At 69.3% G+C, this 20,481-nt stretch carries 19 protein-coding genes; 11 read left to right on the plus strand and 8 right to left on the minus strand.

Translation table 11 applies throughout. The features are described 5' to 3' along the window. Window positions 1-54: 54 nt before the first annotated feature. The 4 genes from ACN5KJ_RS12540 to cobS form a co-directional block, all read right to left on the minus strand. Window positions 55-1,824, minus strand: coding sequence for an aminopeptidase P family protein (locus ACN5KJ_RS12540; RefSeq protein ID WP_418594337.1), 1,770 nt, complete (start codon window positions 1,822-1,824; stop codon window positions 55-57). A gap of 245 nt (window positions 1,825-2,069) precedes the next feature. After that, window positions 2,070-3,950: a cobaltochelatase subunit CobT gene (gene cobT / locus ACN5KJ_RS12545; protein ID WP_418594338.1), complete on the minus strand. Its 1,881-nt coding sequence runs from the start codon at window positions 3,948-3,950 to the stop codon at window positions 2,070-2,072. A 47-nt stretch (window positions 3,951-3,997) separates the two neighbouring features. Continuing rightward, window positions 3,998-4,402, minus strand: a complete 405-nt coding sequence (locus tag ACN5KJ_RS12550) for a hypothetical protein (RefSeq protein WP_418594340.1) — start codon at window positions 4,400-4,402, stop codon at window positions 3,998-4,000. A gap of 248 nt (window positions 4,403-4,650) precedes the next feature. Then, window positions 4,651-5,637, minus strand: coding sequence for a cobaltochelatase subunit CobS (cobS, locus tag ACN5KJ_RS12555; protein ID WP_039616178.1), 987 nt, complete (start codon window positions 5,635-5,637; stop codon window positions 4,651-4,653). Between the two features lie 92 nt (window positions 5,638-5,729). Here cobS and ACN5KJ_RS12560 point away from each other — a divergent pair, with 92 nt between their 5' ends. After that, entirely contained in the window at window positions 5,730-6,281 is a 552-nt protein-coding gene (locus ACN5KJ_RS12560; RefSeq protein ID WP_206565068.1) for a sigma-70 family RNA polymerase sigma factor, read from the plus strand. Beyond that, complete coding sequence (locus ACN5KJ_RS12565) at window positions 6,278-6,961, plus strand: anti-sigma factor (RefSeq protein WP_418594342.1); 684 nt, start codon at window positions 6,278-6,280, stop codon at window positions 6,959-6,961. Before ACN5KJ_RS12560 ends, ACN5KJ_RS12565 begins: the two co-directional genes overlap by 4 nt. Window positions 6,962-7,194: 233 nt before the next feature. Here the strand turns inward: ACN5KJ_RS12565 and ACN5KJ_RS12570 are convergent, their stop codons facing one another. Further along, window positions 7,195-8,670, minus strand: a complete 1,476-nt coding sequence (locus ACN5KJ_RS12570; RefSeq protein WP_418594344.1) for a fused MFS/spermidine synthase — start codon at window positions 8,668-8,670, stop codon at window positions 7,195-7,197. A gap of 511 nt (window positions 8,671-9,181) precedes the next feature. Here ACN5KJ_RS12570 and rpiA point away from each other — a divergent pair. The 7 genes from rpiA (at window position 9,182) to ACN5KJ_RS12605 (ending at window position 16,593) form a co-directional block, all read left to right on the plus strand. Further along, window positions 9,182-9,964, plus strand: a complete 783-nt coding sequence (gene rpiA, locus ACN5KJ_RS12575; protein ID WP_418594346.1) for a ribose-5-phosphate isomerase RpiA — start codon at window positions 9,182-9,184, stop codon at window positions 9,962-9,964. Window positions 9,965-10,181: 217 nt separating this feature from the next. After that, window positions 10,182-10,832 carry a M15 family metallopeptidase gene (locus tag ACN5KJ_RS12580; RefSeq protein WP_418594348.1) on the plus strand — a complete coding sequence of 217 codons (651 nt, stop codon included), beginning with the start codon at window positions 10,182-10,184 and terminating at the stop codon, window positions 10,830-10,832. Between the two features lie 126 nt (window positions 10,833-10,958). Further along, on the plus strand, window positions 10,959-12,401 hold the full coding sequence (locus tag ACN5KJ_RS12585; RefSeq protein ID WP_418594350.1) for an FAD-dependent oxidoreductase: 1,443 nt from the start codon (window positions 10,959-10,961) through the stop codon (window positions 12,399-12,401). Window positions 12,402-12,472: 71 nt separating this feature from the next. After that, the gene (hflK, locus tag ACN5KJ_RS12590) at window positions 12,473-13,651 is read left to right on the plus strand and encodes an FtsH protease activity modulator HflK (protein ID WP_418594351.1); all 1,179 of its coding nucleotides are present in this window, start codon (window positions 12,473-12,475) and stop codon (window positions 13,649-13,651) included. Window positions 13,652-13,653: 2 nt separating this feature from the next. After that, window positions 13,654-14,700 carry a protease modulator HflC gene (gene hflC / locus ACN5KJ_RS12595; RefSeq protein WP_418594353.1) on the plus strand — a complete coding sequence of 349 codons (1,047 nt, stop codon included), beginning with the start codon at window positions 13,654-13,656 and terminating at the stop codon, window positions 14,698-14,700. After that, on the plus strand, window positions 14,701-14,892 hold the full coding sequence (locus tag ACN5KJ_RS12600; RefSeq protein WP_023852510.1) for a DUF2065 domain-containing protein: 192 nt from the start codon (window positions 14,701-14,703) through the stop codon (window positions 14,890-14,892). Window positions 14,893-15,195: 303 nt separating this feature from the next. Next, window positions 15,196-16,593, plus strand: a complete 1,398-nt coding sequence (locus ACN5KJ_RS12605) for a DegQ family serine endoprotease (RefSeq protein ID WP_418594459.1) — start codon at window positions 15,196-15,198, stop codon at window positions 16,591-16,593. 234 nt (window positions 16,594-16,827) lie between these two features. On the opposite strand, the gene ACN5KJ_RS12610 is transcribed toward ACN5KJ_RS12605, so the two are convergent. From ACN5KJ_RS12610 to ACN5KJ_RS12620, 3 genes are all read right to left on the minus strand, one after another. Further along, window positions 16,828-17,619, minus strand: coding sequence for a pyrroline-5-carboxylate reductase family protein (locus tag ACN5KJ_RS12610; protein WP_418594356.1), 792 nt, complete (start codon window positions 17,617-17,619; stop codon window positions 16,828-16,830). A gap of 67 nt (window positions 17,620-17,686) precedes the next feature. Next, a complete protein-coding gene (locus ACN5KJ_RS12615) occupies window positions 17,687-18,235 on the minus strand; it encodes a peptidoglycan-binding domain-containing protein (protein WP_347165365.1) in 549 nt (182 codons plus the stop codon). Window positions 18,236-18,271: 36 nt separating this feature from the next. Further along, a complete protein-coding gene (locus ACN5KJ_RS12620) occupies window positions 18,272-18,628 on the minus strand; it encodes an OB-fold nucleic acid binding domain-containing protein (RefSeq protein ID WP_418594358.1) in 357 nt (118 codons plus the stop codon). Window positions 18,629-19,073: 445 nt separating this feature from the next. Between ACN5KJ_RS12620 and ACN5KJ_RS12625 the strand changes: the two genes are divergently transcribed. Then, a complete protein-coding gene (locus ACN5KJ_RS12625) occupies window positions 19,074-19,397 on the plus strand; it encodes a 2Fe-2S iron-sulfur cluster-binding protein (protein ID WP_347165363.1) in 324 nt (107 codons plus the stop codon). A gap of 265 nt (window positions 19,398-19,662) precedes the next feature. Then, window positions 19,663-20,475 (plus strand): TIGR00282 family metallophosphoesterase, encoded by an 813-nt coding sequence (locus ACN5KJ_RS12630; protein WP_418594359.1) that lies wholly within the window; start codon window positions 19,663-19,665, stop codon window positions 20,473-20,475. Window positions 20,476-20,481 lie beyond the last annotated feature (6 nt).

Here is a 20,481-nt window from a genome sequence, read left to right on the forward strand (position 1 = left end):
CTCCCCTCGTCTCGTTATTCCCCTGCTTGGCACAGGGTGTGTGAATTTTCCATGTCAGACCGGCCTGCACGCAAGGGCCAACCACGCCCCTGCGACATCGTCGACCTGCGGGCCGACACGGGCCAGCACCTCGGCGTGATAGCCGTTCAGCCAGTCGCGCTCTGCCGTGGTCAGCAGATCGGCATCCACCAGTCTTGTGTCGATCGGCACCCAGGTCAGGGTCTCGAACTCCAGCAGGGCCTTGACGGTCTGGCCGGGCAGGGCAGGTGCCTCGCGCACGGCGATCAGGTTCTCGATTCGGATGCCGAAGGCGCCCTCGCGGTAGAAGCCCGGCTCGTTCGACAGGATCATGCCCGGCTCCAGCGGTACAGTGCCGGTGCGGGCGATCCGGGCCGGGCCTTCGTGGACCGAAAGATACGCGCCGACACCATGACCGGTGCCGTGGCCGTAGTCCAGCCCCGCCTGCCACAGGGCGGCACGGGCGAAGGGGTCGACGTCGCGTCCCGCCAGCCCGCGCGGGAAGCGCAGGCGCGACACCGCGATCATGCCCTGCAGCACGCGGGTGAAGGCGGCGCGTTCCTCGGCGCCGGGCTGGCCGATGGCGATGGTGCGGGTGATGTCGGTGGTGCCGTCGACATACTGCCCGCCGCTGTCGACCAGCAGAAGCTCTCCGTCGCCGACGCGGCGATTGGTCTTTTCGGTCACGCGGTAATGCACGATGGCGCCGTTCGGACCGGCGCCCGAGATCGTCTCGAAAGAGATGTCGCGCAGGGCATTGGTGCCGCGCCGCTCGGCCTCGAGCCGCTTGACCACGTCGATCTCTGTCAGCGAGCCCGGGGCCTGCGCGTCGAGCCATGCGAGGAAACGCACCATGGCGGCGGCGTCGCGCAGATGGGCGGCGCGGGAGCCGTCCAGCTCTGCGGCGTTCTTCACCGCCTTGGGCAGCAGGCAGGGGTCCGGCGCCTCGACCGGGGCTGTCGCCAGCGCCCGGGCCAGGATCACCGGGCAGGACGCGGGGTCGATCTGCACCGGCCCCTCAAGCGCGGCAAGGTCGCCGGTCAGGGCCTCGGGCGGACGGATCCGCACCTGCGGCCCGAGATGGTCGCCAAGCCCGGCCAGCTTGGCCTCGGCCATGTAGAGCGTCACGGTCGCATCGCCGTGCAGCACGGCAAAGCCATGCGGCACGGGATTGCGCGGGATGTCGGCGCCACGGATGTTCAGCAGCCAGGCAATGCTGTCGGGCAGGGTGATCAGCGCGGCCTCTGCCGTCAGCGTCTTGGCCAGCCGGGCGATCTTGTCGCCATGCGGCTCTCCGGCCAGGTCGACGGGCTGGGCAAAGACCGGCGCCGCCGGGGCGGCGGGCTGATCGGTCCAGATCGCGTCGACGAGGTTCTCGCAGGGTTCGAACCGCAGGGTCTTGCAGCGCTCGGTCAGCGCGCGGTGCTGGTCCACCGTCAGCAGCCAGGGGTCGAAACCGACCACCCCCTCGGGCAGGGCCGCGCCGATCCAGTCGGCCAGCGCGGTCTCGGGCCAGTCGACCTTCTCGAAATCCTCGGCCACCTGGGCGCGCACCTGCACCGTGTAGCGCCCATCGGCAAAGACCGCCGCGCGGTCCTTCAGCGCCACGCACCAGCCCGCCGAGCCGGTGAAGCCGGTCAGCCAGGCCAGCCGCGCGTCGCGGTCGGCGACATATTCACCCTGATGGGCATCGGCGCGCGGCACGAGGAAGCCGTCCAGCCCCCGGGTCTCCATGGCGGCGCGCAGGGCCTTCAGGCGCGGCGGCCCCTGCTCGGGAGAGGCGCTTTCTTCGAATGTCTGGAACATGCAAGTCTCCTTTGCGCGCAGATTAGTCACAGGCGACGGGGTGACAAGACCCGCGGACCGGAGGGCCCGAGCACCGCGCCGGGGCGCGTCGCTGGCGGGCATGGGGGAAACAGGCCAAGGGCCCCTGGCCCGGAGGTCGGGCCGAAACCGGCCCAGTGGCGCAATCGCGACCGGTCGGGCCGGACAGGGGGCCGGACCGGGGCCTGTGACCGGCGCGCAACCGGTCGGGCCGGGGGCGGGGAGTCTCAGGCGCTGCGCCTCATGCCCATCACCCGGGCGCGCTTGCGCGGATCGCTGTCGAAGAGGCTGGCCAGCTGTTCGGTCATCGCCCCGGCCAGTTGCTCGACATCGGTGATGGTCACGGCGCGGTCGTAGTAGCGCGTCACGTCATGGCCGATGCCAATGGCCAGCAGCTCGACCTGCTTGCGCTTCTCGACCATGGCGATCACGTCGCGCAGGTGCTTTTCTAGGTAGTTGGCCGGGTTCACCGACAGCGTCGAATCGTCCACCGGGGCGCCGTCCGAGATCACCATCAGGATCTTGCGCGCCTCCGGGCGTCCTACCATCCGGCGGTGTGCCCATTCCAGCGCCTCGCCGTCGATGTTCTCTTTCAGCAGGCCCTCTTTCATCATCAGGCCAAGGTTGGCCCGCGTGCGCCGCCACGGCGCGTCAGCCTGCTTGTAGACGATGTGGCGCAGGTCGTTCAGCCGCCCCGGAAGCTGCTCGCGCCCCTCGTTCAGCCATGTCTCGCGCGCCTGTCCGCCCTTCCACGCGCGGGTGGTGAAGCCGAGGATCTCGACCTTGACCGAGCAGCGTTCCAGCGTGCGCGCCAGAACGTCGGCGCAGATCGCGGCGATGGAAATCGGCCGCCCGCGCATCGAGCCGGAGTTGTCCAGAAGCAGAGTCACCACGGTGTCGCGGAATTCCATGTCCTTCTCGACCTTGAAGGACAGCGGCGTCGTCGGGTTCGCCACCACGCGCGCCAGACGGCCTGCATCCAGCACGCCCTCTTCCTTGTCGAACTCCCAGCTGCGGTTCTGCTGCGCCTGAAGGCGGCGCTGCAGCTTGTTCGCCAGACGGCTGACGGCGCCCTTCAGCGGTTCCAGCTGCTGGTCGAGATAGGCGCGCAGGCGCTCCAGCTCGGCGGCTTCGGCCAGTTCCTCGGCGGCGATCTCCTCGTCGTGCTCGGTCGAGTAGACGATGTAATCCGGGTCGGCCTCGGACACGGGCTGCGGCGCGGGCGGTTCCAGCGGGGCCTCGCCGTCGGGCATCTCGGCCTCTTCGCCAAGCTCCTGATCGGCCATGTCATCCATCGAGACCTGCGCCTGCGACGGGTCCTGAGTCTGGTCCTGCGACTGTTCGGGCGTGGCGTCGGCCTCTTCGCCCTCGTCCTCGTCATTGCCGGTGCTGTCGGGCTGCTGATCGTCCTGATCGCCGTCTTCCTGCCCCTCGTCCTCGGCCTCGTCGTCCAGCTGGTCGGGGTCCTCGCCGATCTGGTCGCCATAGCCCAGATCGGTGATCATCTGCCGCGCGAAGCGGGCGAAAGAGGCCTGATCCGACAGCGTCTTGTCGAGGCTCTCCAGCGTCCCGCCGGCCTGATTGTCCATGAAGTCGCGCCACAGGTTCATCACGTTCGCGGCCTCGGGCGGCAGGTCGCGACCGGTGGACAGGTGGCGGATCAGGTAGCCCGCGGCCTGCGCCAGCGGCGCCTCGGCCTTGTCGGTGATCTGGCCGTAGCCCCGGCGCTGCGCCTCGTGCGCGATCTTGGCGTCGACGTTGCCGGCGGTGCCGGGCATGTCGCGGGCGCCCATCGCCTCGCAGCGGGCGGTTTCCATCGCCTCGTAGATGTCGCGCGCCATCTCGCCCTGCGGCAGGTAGCGGCTGTGGGTCGCGCCGTCGTGGTAGCGGCGATAGAGCGCCAGCGCATCCGCCGTGCCGCGCGCCAGCAGCACCTCGTCGCGGGTCATGCGGCGGCTGACCTGCGGCAAGCGCATGGCATCGCCGGACATGCCCGCGGGATCGACCGAGTAGCTGACCGTGATCTCGGGATCGTCGGCCATGACCTTGGTGGCCTCGGCGAGGGCCTTCTTGAAGGGATCGGCGGGGTTGTCGGACGGCTTGTTCATGCCTGACGATAAAGCACTCTCGCGCGGGCGCGGCAAGGGGCCTCCGGTCAGGCCAGCAGAAGCGCGGCGCAGGGGGCCATGGCCCGCCGGGCGGCGGCATGGGCGCGGCGCTGCTGTCCGGGTTCGGTGTGGAAACTGGCCAGGTTCAAAAGCCGCGCCTGCGCGGCCTTGGCGGCGATGCGGGCCTGCAGAAGCGCCGGTCCCGAAAGCCCCTGGGCCACGGCCTGCGGTTGCAGCGCCTCCAGCAGGTCGACGAAGACCGCGCGGCGGTCGCGGGCCTCGGCGCCGTCCTGGCCCATCAGCCAGGCATGCTCCATCGTGGCCGAGTAGCGCCCGGCACAGGCGGCGAAGAGCAGGGCGCGGTCAGAGGCGATCTCGGGCAGGGCGCGGGCGGGCAGGGCCGCGGATGCGACAAGAAGGCCGAGGCAGAGGAGTGTTTTCAGAACGCCCATGATGACGACAATAACACGGATTTGCCGGTCAAGAATTGGGCGTTGTGAAAACTTTTGCGAAATCGATGTGGCGCGCCCCCCGCGCCGGGGCGCAGCGGGGCGGCCAGAGGCGGCAAAGCCTCGGCGTATCGGTGGCGGCTGGGGCGCAATCCGTCTGGCCCATGGTCCGGTGGACGGAAAGGCCCGTCGAAGGGCCTTCCTACGCGCGCCCGGCGCGCGTCAAAGCCGCTTCGAAGCGGCTTGACCCCTCAGCCCAGCGACAGGCTTGCCGCGCTTTCGGGCAGTTCCTCGTCGAAGCAGCGCTGGTAGAACTCGGCCACGGTCTGGCGCTCCAGCTCGTCGCATTTGTTCAGGAAGGACAGGCGGAAGGCATAGCCCACGTTGCGGAAAATCTCGGCATTGTTGGCCCAGGCGATGACCGTCCGGGGCGACATCACGGTCGAGAGCTCGCCGTTCATGAAGGCGCGGCGGGTGAAGTCCGCCACGGTGACCATCTGGCGGATGGTCTTGCGGCCCTTCTCGTTGTTGTAATGCGGCGCCTTGGACAGGACGATGTTGGTTTCGGCGTCGATCGACAGGTAGTTCAGCGTCGCCACCAGGGACCAGCGGTCCATCTGGCCCTGGTTGATCTGCTGGGTGCCGTGATACAGGCCCGTCGTGTCGCCAAGGCCCACGGTGTTCGCGGTGGCGAAGATGCGGAAGTACTTATGCGGGGTGATGACCTCGTTCTGGTCCAGCAGCGTCAGCTTGCCGTCGGTCTCCAGCACGCGCTGGATCACGAACATCACGTCGGCGCGGCCCGCATCGTATTCGTCAAAGACGATGGCGCAGGGGTTGCGCAGCGCCCAGGGCAGGATGCCTTCCTGGAACTGCGTGACCTGCTTGCCGTCCACCAGCTTGATCGCGTCCTTGCCGATCAGGTCGATGCGGGAGATATGCGAGTCGAGGTTCACCCGCACCGCCGGCCAGTTCAGCCGCGCCGCCACCTGTTCGATATGCGTCGATTTGCCGGTGCCGTGATAGCCCTGGATCATCACGCGGCGGTTGTTGCGAAAGCCCGCAAGGATCGCCAGCGTCGTGTCGGGGTCGAACTTGTAGGTGCTGTCGAGATCCGGCACCCGGTCGGTGCGGTCGGGGAAACCGTGCACCACCATGTCGCTGTCGATTCCAAAGACCTCGCGGACAGAGATCTCCTCGGTCGGTTTCGCGTTGATATCGATCGTGCCGTCCGCCATGGTTGCACCGTCCTTCAGTTCAAGCTCGATTGCCTTGCAGTAGGTGCAACATATCTGGATGAGGGGCAAGGGGAAGCGGGCAAGACGACACGATGACACCTCAGGAAGAGATCGAGGCGCTGATCGCCCGCGTGGCCATGGGCCATCGCAAATCGTTTCGCGAGCTCTACGAGAGGACCTCGGCGAAACTCTTTGGCATCGCCTCGCGTGTCTTGAGGGACGAGGCCCAGGCCGAAGAGGTCCTGCAGGAGGTCTTCCTGCGGATCTGGCACCGGGCGGACAGCTACAAGGCCAATGGATACTCGCCCATGACATGGCTCATCACCATCACGCGCAACGCTGCCATCGACCGCCTGCGCCGCGCCCGGCGCGAGGGTACGGCGACCGAGCCGGTGGAGATCGCCGAACGCCTCTACGACCCGCAGCCGGGGCCAGAGGCCCGCGCGGTGGAACGCGACGAGGCGCGGGTGCTGAACGCATGCCTCGACGAGCTGCCCGATGACCGGGCCTCGATGGTGCGGCAGGCCTACCTTCAGGGCATGACCTACGCGGAACTCTCCGAATCGACCGGGGTGAAGCTGAACACCGTGCGGACATGGCTGCGCCGCAGCCTCCTGCAGCTGCGGGAGTGCCTGAGCCGATGACAGGGAAGGACGATACCGTGCTGCCCGGCGGCTGGGAGGCCGTCGCCGCCGAATATGTGCTGGGCCTGCTGGACCCGGGCGAACAGGCCGCCTTCGAGGCCCGCCTGGCGCGCGACCCGGACCTGCGGCAGGACGTCGCGGCCTGGTCCGAGTATTTCGCCAGCTTCACTGACGCGATACCAGAGCTGACCCCGCCTCCCGCCGTGATCCGCCGCATCGAGGCCGAGGCCTATGGCGACACGCGGCTGCCGGTCTGGCGCCAGCTTCTGCCCTACCTCGGCGGCGCCATGGCCGGGGCGGCCCTGTCCTGGGCGGTCTTCGTGTCGGGTGTGCTGGAAACGCCCCGCCCCGAAATCCTCGCCTCGCTCGAACCGGTGGCAGGCACGCTGGCCTTCGACGTGCGCATCGACCCGCCGACCCACACGGTCGCCGTCGACCACCGCGGCGGCGATCTGCCCGAGGGCCGCGTGCTGCAACTCTGGCTGATCCCGGAGGGCGAACAGCCGATCTCGCTGGGGGTCATGTCGCCGGGGGGCGATCACATCGTGGTGCTATCGGACGAGATGGCCGCCCGGGTTCCGGGCGCCACTCTCGCCGTCTCGGACGAGCCCGAGGGCGGCTCGCCCACCGGCCTGCCCACGGGCGCGGTCCAGGCGGCAGGCATCCCGATCCCGCTCTGAGGCGCGGGCGCCGGTCACCCGTATCCCGGCAGGCGTCAGGCCTTTCCTGTCCCCACATGCGCCCGCAGGCCTGCCCGCGACCGCGCCCCGGGACGCGAAAGCCCCTGCTTCTTCGGTCTTCCAAGCACCTCGGGGGTCCGGGGGCAGAGCCCCCGGCGGATCGGCCGGCGCAGGCCGGACGACCCGGACGCTCCCCTCTGCTGATCCGTCTCCAGGGATCGGTGCGGCGCAGGTCAATCCCGCGCGCCCACCAGCCGGTCGATGGGGGCGAAATCGTCGGTCAGCACCATGGCCTCCGCCGCCAGCCGGTCGACGAAGCCGGGTCCCAGCGCCGCGAAGGTGGTGCGCTCCGGCGCGGGCACGGCAAAGCTGTCGGTCTCCGTGCGGCTGTGCCCTGCGGCGATAACCATGACCACGCGCTCCCCCGGGGCGGGCCGCCGCGCCTCGGTCCAGACCTCGATCACCGGGAAATGCCGCCGCAGGGTCGCCACAAGGCTGCCCGTCGCCTGCATCCGGTCGGCGTAGTCGATCACGTTCATCAGGTAGCTGCCGCCGGGCGTCAGCCGCCCGGCCACCAGCGCAAAGAACTCCGAGGTCACAAGGTGTTGCGGCACGGCGGTATCGGTGAAGGCGTCCCCGATGATCACGTCGTAGCGTACCAGTGACAGCAGCAGCGCGCGGCGGGCGTCCTCGTGCAGGATGGTGGCGCTGGCGGGGTCGAACCAGAAATCGCGCTCTGCCAGCGCCGTCACCGCCGGGTCGATCTCGGCGACCGTCACCGGGCCGCTGCCCCGGGCCGCGAAGGCGCGGGGCAGGGCGTAGTTGCCGCCGCCGATGTGAAAGCTGGAAAACCCGGGCTGTGGGGCGCGCAGCCGGGAAAGGGCGTCCAGCATGGCGGTGTGCGGGGTGAACATGACCTCGGGCGCATCCCGGGCCGAGATGCCGTGCACGAGGTGGTCGATCACCATGGCCCGTGTCGGTCGGGTGGGATCGGCGGCGACATCGATGGATTGCAGGCAGAAGTAGCGGCTTTCCACCGTGCAGGGGCCGGGCCGCGCCGCCAGCAGGCCCGCCGCGACCGCCAGCGCCACCAGCGCCATGACCGGCGCCGCGCTCAGCCGCCGCGCCAGCCACAGGCACAGCGCCGCCGCGCAGAGGTAGACACCCGTGACCGCCGCCAGCGTCCAGGCGCTGCCCAGCCACGAGATGAAGACGAATCCCGCCAGCAGCGTGCCGGCAATGGCGCCCACGGCACCGGCTGCGAACATCGCCCCCAGCGCGCGCCCCTGTCCCTGCGGCGCGGCCAGAGAGACCTGCGTCAGCACCGGCGCCGGGATCCCGGCAAAGAGCGAGGGCAGGAAGAAGGCCGCCAGCGTCAGCGCGGTGATCGCGCCCACCGGGCTGCCGATCTCCATCAGCAGGGGCGCCGAGGCGCGCAGCGCCACCCCGGCCAGCGCGGTGCTGAATGCCGCCGCCACCAGCCCCCAGCCGGTCAGCGCCAGCCCGCGCGGGTGCTCGGCCAGCCGTCCGCCGATCCAGTGGCCCACGGAAAAGCCCGCCAGCACCACCGCGATGACCGAGGTCCAGGTATACAGCGACATGCCCACGTAGGGGGCCAGCATCCGGCCCGCCACGATCTCGACCACCAGCGAGGCCGCCGAAACGGCGGCTTGCAGCGTGACCAGTAGCCAGAGCGGGGCAGGGCGCATGAGGGGCCTCTCAATCGTGAAGGCGCGCCTGTCCTTGGCGCGGCATCCCAACCCATCGGCCCGGCACGGGACCGGAAGGCGGGGCGCGCGCCATGTTGCGGGCGGGCGCGCTGGAGGCAAGCCCGAATGTCGCGCTGTCGCCCCTCGCGTCCGTTGTCCTGCCCACGTGGCCCGGCCCGGAACCGGCGCGCAGGCTGTCCCCGTCGTGCGGTTGGGCGCGGCAGTCGCGGGCCCGCGTATCGCCATCGCGGCCTGCGCCCCGACACCCCCGCCTCCGCGCGTCCCGTACGCGGGCGGTGCTTGCCCGCCCCGATGCGGGGGCCAGCAGCAACCGCGCCATCCCGGTTTGCGCCCGGGTCTGGGCCGTCCGCCCCCTCCGCGCGCCGGGCAGGCGGGGGCTCGGGCCCCGCCGCGATCCGGGCATGGGATGAAATCTCGCCTTTGCCTCTCGCGCCGCGACGCCTGCCGCCCTATAAGGGCGCGACGTCTGCCGCACCTGAAGGGGATACCAATGTCCGGAGAGCTCTCGCCCATCGACAAGGCCAAGTTCGTTGCCGCCAAGCGCGCGGCGGAATTCGTGGAAAGCGGGATGCGCGTGGGCCTTGGCACCGGCTCCACCGCCGCCTGGCTGGTGCGCTGTCTGGGCGAGAAGGTCCGCGAGGAAGGGCTGCGCTTTCGCGGTGTGCCGACCTCGACCCGCACCGCCGATCTGGCCCGCGAGGTGGGCATCGAGGTGATCTCTCTCGACGAGGCCAAGTGGCTGGATATCACCATCGACGGCGCCGACGAATTCGACAGCGACCTCAGCCTGATCAAGGGTGGCGGCGGCGCGCTGTTGCAGGAAAAGATCGTGGCCACCGCCTCGGACCAGATGGTGGTGATCGCCGATGCGGCCAAGGAGGTCGAGAGCCTCGGCAACTTCCCCCTGCCGGTCGAGGTCATTCCCTTCGGCTGGCAGACCTCGCAGGCGCTGATCGAAGAGATGCTTGTGTCCATGGACGTGATGGGTCGCAAGGCGACCCTGCGCATGAACGGCGAGCGGCCCTATGTGACCGACGAGGGCAACCACATCCTCGACCTGCACCTGGGCCGGATCGGCAATGCGCGCCAGCTGGCCATGGTGCTGAACCAGGTGCCGGGCGTGGTCGAGAACGGGTTGTTCATCGACATCTGCGATCAGGTGGTGATCGGCTTCGGCGATGGCCGGGTCGAGACGCGCGACATCAACGCGGGCACCGTCAGCGAAGAGCGTCTGGATTTCGTCGAGGACGAGAACCTGTTCCGCGACGTCTGACCGGATAGACGACGGGCGGCCCCGCAGCGCGCCCGTCCTGTGCGACGGCCGGTGGTGCCTGCCGCGCCCGACCCCAGCCCTTGCGGCGTCATCCTGACTTGGCCCCGCGTGGCTTGCAGGGGGCCGTCGGTCTGTCCTCCGGAATTCCCGCCTTGACGGGGCTGGCCCCGATGCGGCCAGATTTGCGCGACTGGTTTTCAGCCGGAAAGGCGATCCCATGCCGCTGCGACCCTTGCCCTGCGCCGCGATCCTGGCCCTGCTGGCCTCTGCCTTGCCCGCGCAGGAGCCGCGCGGGCGGGCCGAGCCGATCCCCGATGCGCTCTGGCAGAGGATGCAGGGCGTGTCCTGGCACCCGGGCCTGGGCTGTGCGGGGCGCGCGGAGCTGCGGCTGCTGACGATCCCGCATCACGATTTCACCGGCGACCGGCGCTTGGGCCATCTGGTCGCCGCCGCGACGGAGGCCGAGACCCTGCTGGACGTCTTCGCCGCGCTGTATCAGGCGGGCTACCCGATCCAGCAGATGCGTCCCGTGCACGAATTCGGCGGCAGGGACGCGCTGTCGATGGCGGCGAACAACACCTCGGCCTTCAATTGTCGCAGGGTGGGGGGCGGCACGCGGCTGTCGGATCACGCCTTCGGCACCGCCGTCGACATCAACCCGGTGCAGAACCCCTATGTGACGCGGGGCGGCACCGCCCCGGCGGCGGGCGTCGACTTCGACCAGCCGGCGGAGCGCGGCGCCGGGGTGCCCGGTGTCATCCGCGAGGGCGACGCGGTGGTGCGCGCCTTCACCGCGCGCGGCTGGGGCTGGGGCGGCACATGGCGCAGCGCGAAGGACTACCAGCACTTCTCGCGCAGCGGGCGCTGAGGCGGCGCGGCGGCGTCCCCGGAACCGGTTCCGGCGGGGTGTCCGCGGCCACGGGTGGTCTGGCCAAGCCCGGCGGGCTGTGAAATACCTCCTGCGGGACATGAGGCACGAGGCACGAGGCACCCCATGAGCGACTTCGACTACGATCTCTTCGTCATCGGTGGCGGATCCGGCGGCGTCCGCGCCGCGCGCGTTGCAGCCGGAGAGACCGGCGCGAAGGTGGCTCTGGCCGAGGAAAGCCGCTACGGCGGCACTTGCGTCATCCGGGGCTGCGTGCCGAAGAAGCTGATGGTTTTCGCCTCTGAATACGCTGGGATGCCCGCCGCGGCCCGCGCCAACGGCTGGGACATCCCCGACGGCACCTTCGACTGGTCGGTTTTCCAGGGCAAGCTGCACGCCGAGCTCGACCGTCTCGAAGGCATCTACCGCAAGCTTCTGGCCGGGTCGGGGGTCGAGACCTTCGATGCCCGCGCGACGCTGAAGGATGCGCATACGGTGGAGCTGTCGACCGGCGAGACGAAGACCGCGAAGCATATCCTGATCGCCACCGGCGGGCGCCCGGTGCGGCCGGATGCCGTGAACGCGAACCTTGGTCTGGTCTCTGACGACATCTTCGACCTGCCCAGGCTGCCGAAGTCGGTCCTGATCGTCGGCGGCGGCTATATCGCCTGCGAATTCGCCTGCATTCTCAACGGGCTGGGCGTCGAGGTCACGCAGTTCTACCGGGGCGCGCAGATCCTGCGCGGCTTCGACGACGAAGCGCGCGGCCTGATCGCCGAGCAGATGAAGGCCAGCGGCATCGACCTGCATCTGGGCACCGAGATCGTCGAGATGTGCCGCGAGGCGGATCTTGACGAAACCCGCGATGCGCCTGTCGAGGTGCGCGACTTCGCCGCCGCCGCCGAGGCACCCTCGGGGCCGGACGGGCAGCCGATCAGCGTCAAGTCCACCAGCGGCCAGCGCCGCAGCTTCGACGCGGTGTTCTTCGCCACCGGGCGGCGCCCGAATACCGACGGCCTGGGGCTGGAGGCGCTGGGGATCGAGGTCGGGCGCGACGGGGCGATCCCGGTCGACGACTACAGCCAGACCGCCGTGCCTTCGGTCTATGCCATCGGGGATGTGACCAACCGCGTGAACCTGACGCCGGTGGCGATCCGCGAGGGCATGGCCTTCGTCGAGACCGTCTTCAAGGGCAACCCGACGCCGGTGGATCACGAGCTGATCCCTTCGGCGGTCTTCACCCAGCCGGAATTCGGCAGCATCGGCCAGACCGAGGAAGAGGCCCGCGACAAGGGCCCGATCGAGGTCTATTGCACCTCCTTCAGCCCCATGCAGTCGGCCTTTGCCGAGCGCAGCGACCGGGTGCTGATGAAGCTGATCGTCTGCGCCGACACCCGCAGGGTGCTGGGCTGCCATATCGTCGCACCCGGGGCCGGAGAGATGATCCAGCTGGCCGGGATCGCCGTAAAGATGGGTGCGACAAAGGAAGACTTCGACCGGACGGTGGCGGTGCATCCGACCATGTCCGAGGAAATCGTGACCATGCGCACGCCGATGCGAAAATCGTGATACGCTTGATTTGCGCGCGGTGATGCACAGGTACAGACCATCAAGAATGAATACAGGAAGGACCGGACTTCATGGCAGGTAACAGCGGCGGCCCCTGGGGGGGCGGCGGTGGCGGAAGCCAGGGCGGCGGCGGCAACAACGGACGCCCGCCCAGTTCAGGCGGGGGCGGCGGTGGCCGCCGGCCCGAGGACAGCCAGATCCCCGAGATCGACGAGCTGATGAAGAAGGGGCAGGAACGCCTGCGCGTTCTCATGGGCGGCCGCGGCGGCGACAATGGCGCGCGCCGGAATGGCGGCGACGGCATGGGCGGCGGCGGCTTCGGCAAGGGCACCGTCATGCTGGGGCTTCTGGGCCTCGTTGCGCTCTGGGCCTATGGCAGCTTCTACACCGTGCGGCCCGAAGAGCAGTCGGTTGAGCTGTTCCTTGGCGAATATTCGTCGACCGGCAACCCGGGTCTGAACTTCGCGCCCTGGCCGGTTGTGACCTACGAGGTCGTGAACGTGACCTCGGAACGCACCGAGACAATCGGCGGCGGCCGCGCCACCGACGGCGGGCTGATGCTGACCACGGACGCCAATATCGTCGACATCGATTTCCAGGTGGTCTGGAACATCTCGGACCCGGCGAAACTGCTGTTCAACATCCGCGACCCGCAGCTGACCGTTCAGGCGGCGTCTGAATCGGTCATGCGCGAGATCATCGCCGCCTCGAACCTCGCGCCGATCCTCAACCGCGACCGTGGTCTGATCGCGGACAGCGCGCGTGAGCAGATCCAGGCGACGTTGGACGAATACGACAGCGGCATCAACATCGTCCGGGTCAACCTCGACACCGCCGATCCGCCTTCCGAGGTCATCGACGCCTTCCGCGCCGTTCAGGCCGCCGAGCAAGAGCGTGACCGGCTGGAGCGTCAGGCCGACGCCTATGCCAACCGCGTCGTCGCTGAGGCCCGCGGTCAGGCCGCGCAGGTGCGCGAAGAGGCCGAGGGCTACCGCGCCCAGCAGGTCAACGAAGCGCTGGGTCAGGCTGCCCGCTTCACCTCGGTCCAGCAGGAATACGCGCTGGCCCCCGAAGTGACGCGCCGCCGTCTCTACATCGAGACGATGGAGAAGGTGCTTGGCGACGTGGACAAGATGATCCTCGACGAATCCGTGGCCGGTGGCGGCGCGTCGGGCGGGGGTGTCGTGCCCTACCTGCCGCTCAACGAACTCCGCCGTCCGGCGGGCGGCGCAGCTGCGGAAGGAAACTGATCATGCGCAAGACAACCTATCTCCTTCCCGTGCTCGTCGTCGCCATCGTGGTCGTGCTGTCCTCGATCTTCGTGGTGGACGAGCGTGAAAAGGCGCTGGTGCTTCAGTTCGGCCAGATCAAGGCCGTCAAGGAAGAGCCGGGCCTGGCCTTCAAGATCCCGCTGATCCAGGAGGTCGTGCGCTACGACGACCGCATCCTGTCGCTGGATACCGACACCATCGAGGTCACGCCCGCCGACGACCGCCGCCTTGTGGTCGACGCCTTCGCCCGCTTCCGCATCGCCGACGTTGTGCAGTTCCGGCAGGCCGTGGGCATCGGCGGCGAGCGCACTGCCGAGGATCGCCTCTCGGGCATCCTCAACGCGCAGATCCGCGAAGTTCTGGGTGCCGATCAGGTCACCTCGGACCGGATCCTCTCCGAAGATCGCCGCGAGCTGATGAACCGCATCCGGGATCAGGCCCGGGCCGAAGCCCGCTCGCTGGGGCTGGACGTGGTGGACGTGCGCCTGAAGCAGACGAACCTGCCGTCGCAGAACCTCGACGCGACCTTCGACCGGATGCGCGCCGAACGCGAGCGTGAAGCGGCGGACGAGCGCGCGCGCGGTAACGAAGCGGCACAGCGGGTGCGCGCCCTGGCGGATCGTACGGTGGTCGAGACCCTCTCGGAAGCCGAACGCGAAGCCAGCGTGATCCGTGGTGAGGCCGACGCCGAGCGCAACAGCATCTTCGCCAAGGCCTATGGCGCCGACCCCGAGTTCTTTGCCTTCTACCGCTCGCTTCAAGCCTATGAAACGGCCCTGCGCGGCGGCAATTCGTCGATGGTGATGACCCCGGACAGCCAGTTCTTCAACTACTTCCGGAACGAGAACGCGACCTCGGGCTTCACCGCCGCGGCCACGCGCATTCCCACCGCCGAGCCGGGGGAAGGGCTGGACGGCGCAGCGCCCGAGTTCGCCGATCCCGAAGCCGTGGATGACGAAACGCCGGACACCCCGGCACCCGTCGACCCGGCGCCGGCCGAGGGCGACGACACGGCGCCCGGAAACTAAGTGACCGGGACGGACATCTGGACGGGGATCGCCATGGTCCTCGTGATCGAGGGGCTGGTGTACGCACTGGCCCCTTCGCTTGTCGAACGCCTGCTGGAAGCCCTGCGGGCCCTGCCGGTCGACACAAGGCGGACCCTCGGTCTTGCCACCCTCGCGACCGGGCTGATCATGCTGTGGTTCCTGCGGGCGTGATCCCGCCGATCCCGATCCGGGCCGGATTAAGTTCCGTCGGGATGTTCGGAAAACAGGTATGATCCCGACGGACAAGGGGCGGGGGCGCACCCCGGCCAGTCACTCTCGCGTGAAGAATCGTAACTCTGTCTTTGGTGTTGCCGCCATGCACCTATCTCTGAAACACTGACTGACAGGAGGCAGGCGGTGGCGCGTTCAGACCGCCGGCTGGCAGACAAGGAGATTCAATTGAAACCGCAATCCCAAGCAATAATACGGGATCGGGCGACGCCGCTGCGGCTGTTCTGGCTGGGCACGCTGTCGATGATCCTGATCGTTTCGCAATCCCTGATGGCACAGGCCAGGGGCGTCCCCGAAAGCTTTGCCGACCTCGCGCAGCGGGTCAGCCCCTCGGTCGTGAACATCACCACCTCGACCGTCGTGGCGGGCCGCACCGGGCCGCAGGGCATCGTGCCCGAAGGCTCGCCCTTCGAGGATCTCTTCCGCGACTTCCAGGAACGCGGCGGCCCCGACCGCCCGCGCCGGTCCTCGGCCCTGGGCTCTGGCTTCGTGATTTCCGAAGACGGCTACATCGTGACGAACAACCACGTCATCGAAGGCGCCGACGAGATCACCATCGAGTTCTTCTCGGGCCGCGAACTGAAGGCGGAGCTGAAGGGCACCGACCCGAACACCGACATCGCGCTTCTGAAGGTCGAATCGGACGAGCCGCTGCCCTACGTGAACTTCGGCAACTCGGACGGCGCCCGCGTGGGCGACTGGGTCATGGCCATGGGCAACCCGCTGGGGCAGGGCTTCTCGGTCTCCGCAGGCATCGTCTCGGCGCGCAATCGGGCGCTGTCGGGCACCTATGACGACTACATCCAGACCGACGCGGCGATCAACCGCGGCAACTCGGGCGGCCCGCTGTTCAACATGGAAGGCGACGTGATCGGCGTGAACACCGCGATCCTCTCGCCGACCGGCGGCTCGATCGGGATCGGCTTCTCGATGGCGTCGAACGTGGTGACCAAGGTCGTCGAGCAGCTCAAGGAATTCGGCGAGACGCGGCGCGGCTGGCTGGGTGTCCGCATCCAGGACGTGACCGAGGATGAAGCCGAGGCGCTGGGGCTGGAGGAAGCCAAGGGCGCGCTGGTCTCCGACGTGCCGGAAGGCCCCGCCATGGAGGCCGGGATGATGGCCGGAGACGTGATCCTGTCCTTCGACGGCGTTGCGGTCGAGGACACGCGCCAGCTGGTGCGGGTTGTCGCCAACACCCCGGTGGGCGAGACCGTGCGGGTCGTGGTCTTCCGCGACGGCGCGACGCAGACGCTGAAGGTCACGCTGGGCCGCCGCGAAGAGGCGCAGGGCGCCGTTCCCGCTGCCGCAAGCGGCGGGCCCGATGCGGAAGCCCCCAGCGAGGTCGAGGTGCTGGGCCTGACGCTGAGCCCGCTGACCGCCGAGATCCGCGGCGAGCTGGAGCTGGACGAGGACACCAAGGGCCTTGCGGTCATGGACGTCGTCCCGACCTCGCAGGCCTTCGAGAAGGGCCTGCGCGCCGGCGACCTGATCACCGAAGCCGGTCAAAGCGCCGTGACCACGGTGGCCGAGCTTCAGGACCGCATCGACGAGGCGCAGGAAGAGGGGCGCAAGTCCATCCTTCTGCTGGTCCGTCGCGGTGGCGATCCGCGCTTCGTGGCGCTGGGGCTCGACGAGGACTGAGCTTTCAGGTCAAGGAACCTCGGTTTTGGGCGGCCTTTTCGGGCCGCCCTTTTTCGTTTCGGTCTCTGGCGGTTCCGGTCCGTGGTGGTTCCGGTCCGTGCTGGCGGGGGCATGCGGGGGCAGGCGGGACAGCCGCTGCGCGGCCGTGCGAGAGGCGCTGCCTCTCGCGCTCTCCGCGGTATTTTCAGACCAAAGAAGAGGGGAAGCCTGTGCGGAGGGGCGCGTGTGCCGCGATCAGGCGGGGCGCATCCGCCGGGCCTGTTCGGCGGCGGCGGTCAGCGCCTCGGAGACGTCCTGGTGCAGGGTGCTGCGGCGCAGGCTTTCCAGACCGGCGGCGGTGGTTCCGGCGTAGTCGATCATGCCCTGCACATGTTCGGCGGCTGTGGGCGCGTCCCTGGCCAGCATATGCCCGGCGGAGAGGAACAGCTGCCGGATCGCGCGATCCGCGATCTCGGGCGGGGTGCCGACGCGGACCGCATGGGCGACCATGGCCTCGGCGAAGGCGGCGACGAAGCCCGGCACCGGGCCTGTCATGGCGGTGAAGTGATCCAGCAGCGCCTCGTCCGCCAGTTGATCGCTTTGGCCGCAGGCGCCCAGCAGGCGCTGCGCCCGGGCCAGGTCGGAGCGGGTTGCGGCGAGGGCGGCCACGAAGGGCGAATAGGCCATGCCATGGGCGGCGGCGGGGCTGGACATGGCCCGGATCACCCGTGCCGCGCCGGTCAGCCGGGTGAGATCGTCAAGCGTCGCGGCGGCCATGACAGAGAGGATCAGCGCATCGGGGGCATGCAGGCCAAGGGCCGGTGCCGTGGCGGGCGGCACACAGAGCACGATGGTGTCGCAGCGCGCGGCGAGGCTGGCCGGATCGGTGGTCACGGTGATGGCACGGGCCTGCGGCAGGTCCGGCAGGGCACCGCTGCGGTTGGCCACGATCAGCGCCTCCGGCGCGACCGTGCCGCTGTCGATCCAGGCCCGCAGGATGGCGCTGCCCAGCATGCCCGATCCGATGAAACCGATCCTGTCGCGCATGGCGCGTCTCCTTTGGGTTGCCCGGGGCCAGTGCAGGCGCGGGGCTGTGTCTGGCAAGGCGGGCGGTTCAGAGCGGATCGCGTTCCACGGCGATCAGCCCCAGGTCGCGCGCCGTTTCCACCGAGAGCCGGGCGCTTTCCAGGCCGCGCTCGGACTGGTAGCGGCGCACCGCCGCCGCGGTCGCGGCATCCATGCTGCCCGACACGGGGCCGGTGAAATAGCCGCGTGCGGTCAGCGCCCGCTGCACCGAGGACAGGAACTCTGGCGTCATCTCTTCGGGGCAGGGGGTTGCAAAGCTGATCTCGGCCCGCGGGCGCACGATGCGCGGCACCGGGGCCTTGCGATAGACCGGCGGACGCAGCACCGTGCCATCCTCGGCGATCTCGGCCTGCACGACCTGCACTTCGCCCATGACCTGTTCGTAGACCGCAGGTGTCGTTTCCCGCACGCGGCAGCTGCCGTCGGCCTCGTGCTCTGCCACCGGGGCCCCGGGCATCGGCGCGGCGCCGCCCGCCGGGGTCTCTGCCACCGGGGCGGCACAGGCGCACAGCGCGGCCAGGGCGCAGCCCGTCAGCGGGCGCGCAAGCGAAACGCGCGGGAAGAAGCGGGTGATCACTGCTCGGGCCTCTTGTCGTGCCTTGTCCGGCAGAGACTAGCCACTTTCCGAGCCTGAGGAAAGCGTCTCGTCCAGCAGCCGATCGAGCAGGGCAGAGATGTCCTCGATCTGCTCGGACACCACATGCGTCACGCAGTTCTCGCGTTGCAGGCGGCCGGTGACGCGCAGCATCCGCCCGGCGATGACCGCGCGGCGAAAGCGTTCGTAGATCTTGCGCCAGACGATCACGTTGACCACGCCGGTTTCGTCTTCGAGGGTGACGAAGATCACGCCCTTCGCGGTGCCCGGGCGCTGGCGCAGGATGACGATGCCCGCCACGGCGACACGCGCGCCATTGGGCGGTTCGCCCAGCCGGGCAGCGGGAAGGCAGGAGGGCGGGTGGGGCCATGTCATGAGAACGAATATGAAACATCTCCCGTGGTCCGGCAAGGGGTCAGACAGGGGCCGGCGCCCGTGCGGCTGGCCTGCGCCGGGGCGCGTGCCCCGAGCGGGGCCGGTTCCATGGCCCGCTTCCGCCGCGGCTGTCCCGGCCCGTGGCGCCCGTCGCGCCGGGGGTCATGTGGCCAGATCGCTGCGCCAGTCCGCTGTCACCGACCGTTGCACCGGAGCCTTGCGCCAGACCGCTGCACCAGATCGCTGCACCGGATCGCTGGCCGAAGAGGGGCTTCGCCGGGCCGGGGCGGGGCGGAGCCATGGGCGCGGGCCGTGGCGCGGCTTGCCCGGATCGGGCACAGCCGTCGCGACAGGCGGCGCCGCGACGCAAAAGCCTCTGGCCCCCGGGCGCATGGCTGGCTAGGACTGTGCCGGACCAGCGAACAAGGCACCAAGGAGCGGCGCGATGGCAAAGATCACCTATATCGAGCACAACGGAACCGAGCATGTCGTCGAGGTCGCCAACGGGCTGACCGTCATGGAAGGCGCGCGCGACAACGGCATCCCCGGCATCGAGGCGGATTGCGGCGGCGCCTGCGCCTGTTCGACCTGCCACGTCTACGTCGCCCCCGACTGGGTGGAAAAGCTGCCCGCCAAGGACGACATGGAAGAGGACATGCTCGACTTTGCATTCGAGCCGGACCCGGCGCGCTCGCGGCTGACCTGCCAGCTGAAGGTCTCGGACGCGCTGGACGGGCTTGTCGTGCAATTGCCCGAGAAACAGATCTGATGCGCCGGGCGGGGGTGGCTTTCGCGGCCCTCGCCCCGGCTCTTGTGGCCAGGCCGCTTGATGCGCAGGGGCTGCCGGTTCTGATCCGGCGCGCCGCCTGTCAGGCCTGTGACGCGCCGCGCCCAGGCCGTGCGGGGGCTTGCGGCCTGCCGAGGGCCCGCCGCCCTGGCGCCAACCGCCCTGCGGCGATCCGCGCGGCCATGGGCTGCGATTAGGCGTCGAGGGGGCTTTTCTTTCCCGGCGCGCGCGTCTACCCCTGTGCGCCATGCGGATACTATTCTTGGGCGACGTCATGGGGCGCGCCGGGCGTACCGGCATCGCGGAGCGCCTTCCGGCGCTGCGCCGTGATTGGGCGCTCGATTTCGTCATCGTCAACGGTGAGAATGCCACCAGCGGCCACGGCCTGTCCGAGGCCCATGCCAAGCTGATTTTCGAGGCCGGTGCCGATGTCGTCACGCTGGGCGACCATGCTTTCGACCAGAAGGAGATGCTGTCCTACATCGAGCGCGAGACGCGCATCGTGCGGCCTCTGAACTTTGCCAAGGCGGCGCCGGGGCGCGGGGCGGCGCTGTACAAGGACGGGCGCGGGCGCAAGGTGCTGGTGGTGCAGGCGCTGGGGCAGGTCTTCATGTCGCGCAACTACGACAGCCCGTTCTCTGCCGTCGACGAGGCGCTGAAGCGTCTGGCCGGACAGGCGCAGGCGGTGGTGGTGGACATGCACTGCGAGGCGACATCGGAAAAGATGGGCATGGGCCATTTCTGCGACGGGCGTGCCAGCCTCGTGGTCGGCACGCATACCCATATCCCCACCGCCGACGCGCAGATCCTCGACGGCGGCACCGCCTTTCAGGCGGATGCGGGCATGTGCGGCGACTACAATTCCGTCATCGGCATGGAAAAGACCGAACCCCTGCGCCGCTTTGTCATCGGCATGCCCAAGAGCCGGTTCTCTCCGGCCGAGGGCGAGGCGACGCTTTGCGGCACCTTCGTCGAGACCGACGATGCCACGGGCAAGGCAAAGCGCGTCTGCATGGTGCGGCAGGGCGGACGGCTGGCGCAGCTTGGCCCCGATCTCTGAGTTTCT

Source organism: Ponticoccus sp. (in: a-proteobacteria) (genome assembly GCF_048381735.1).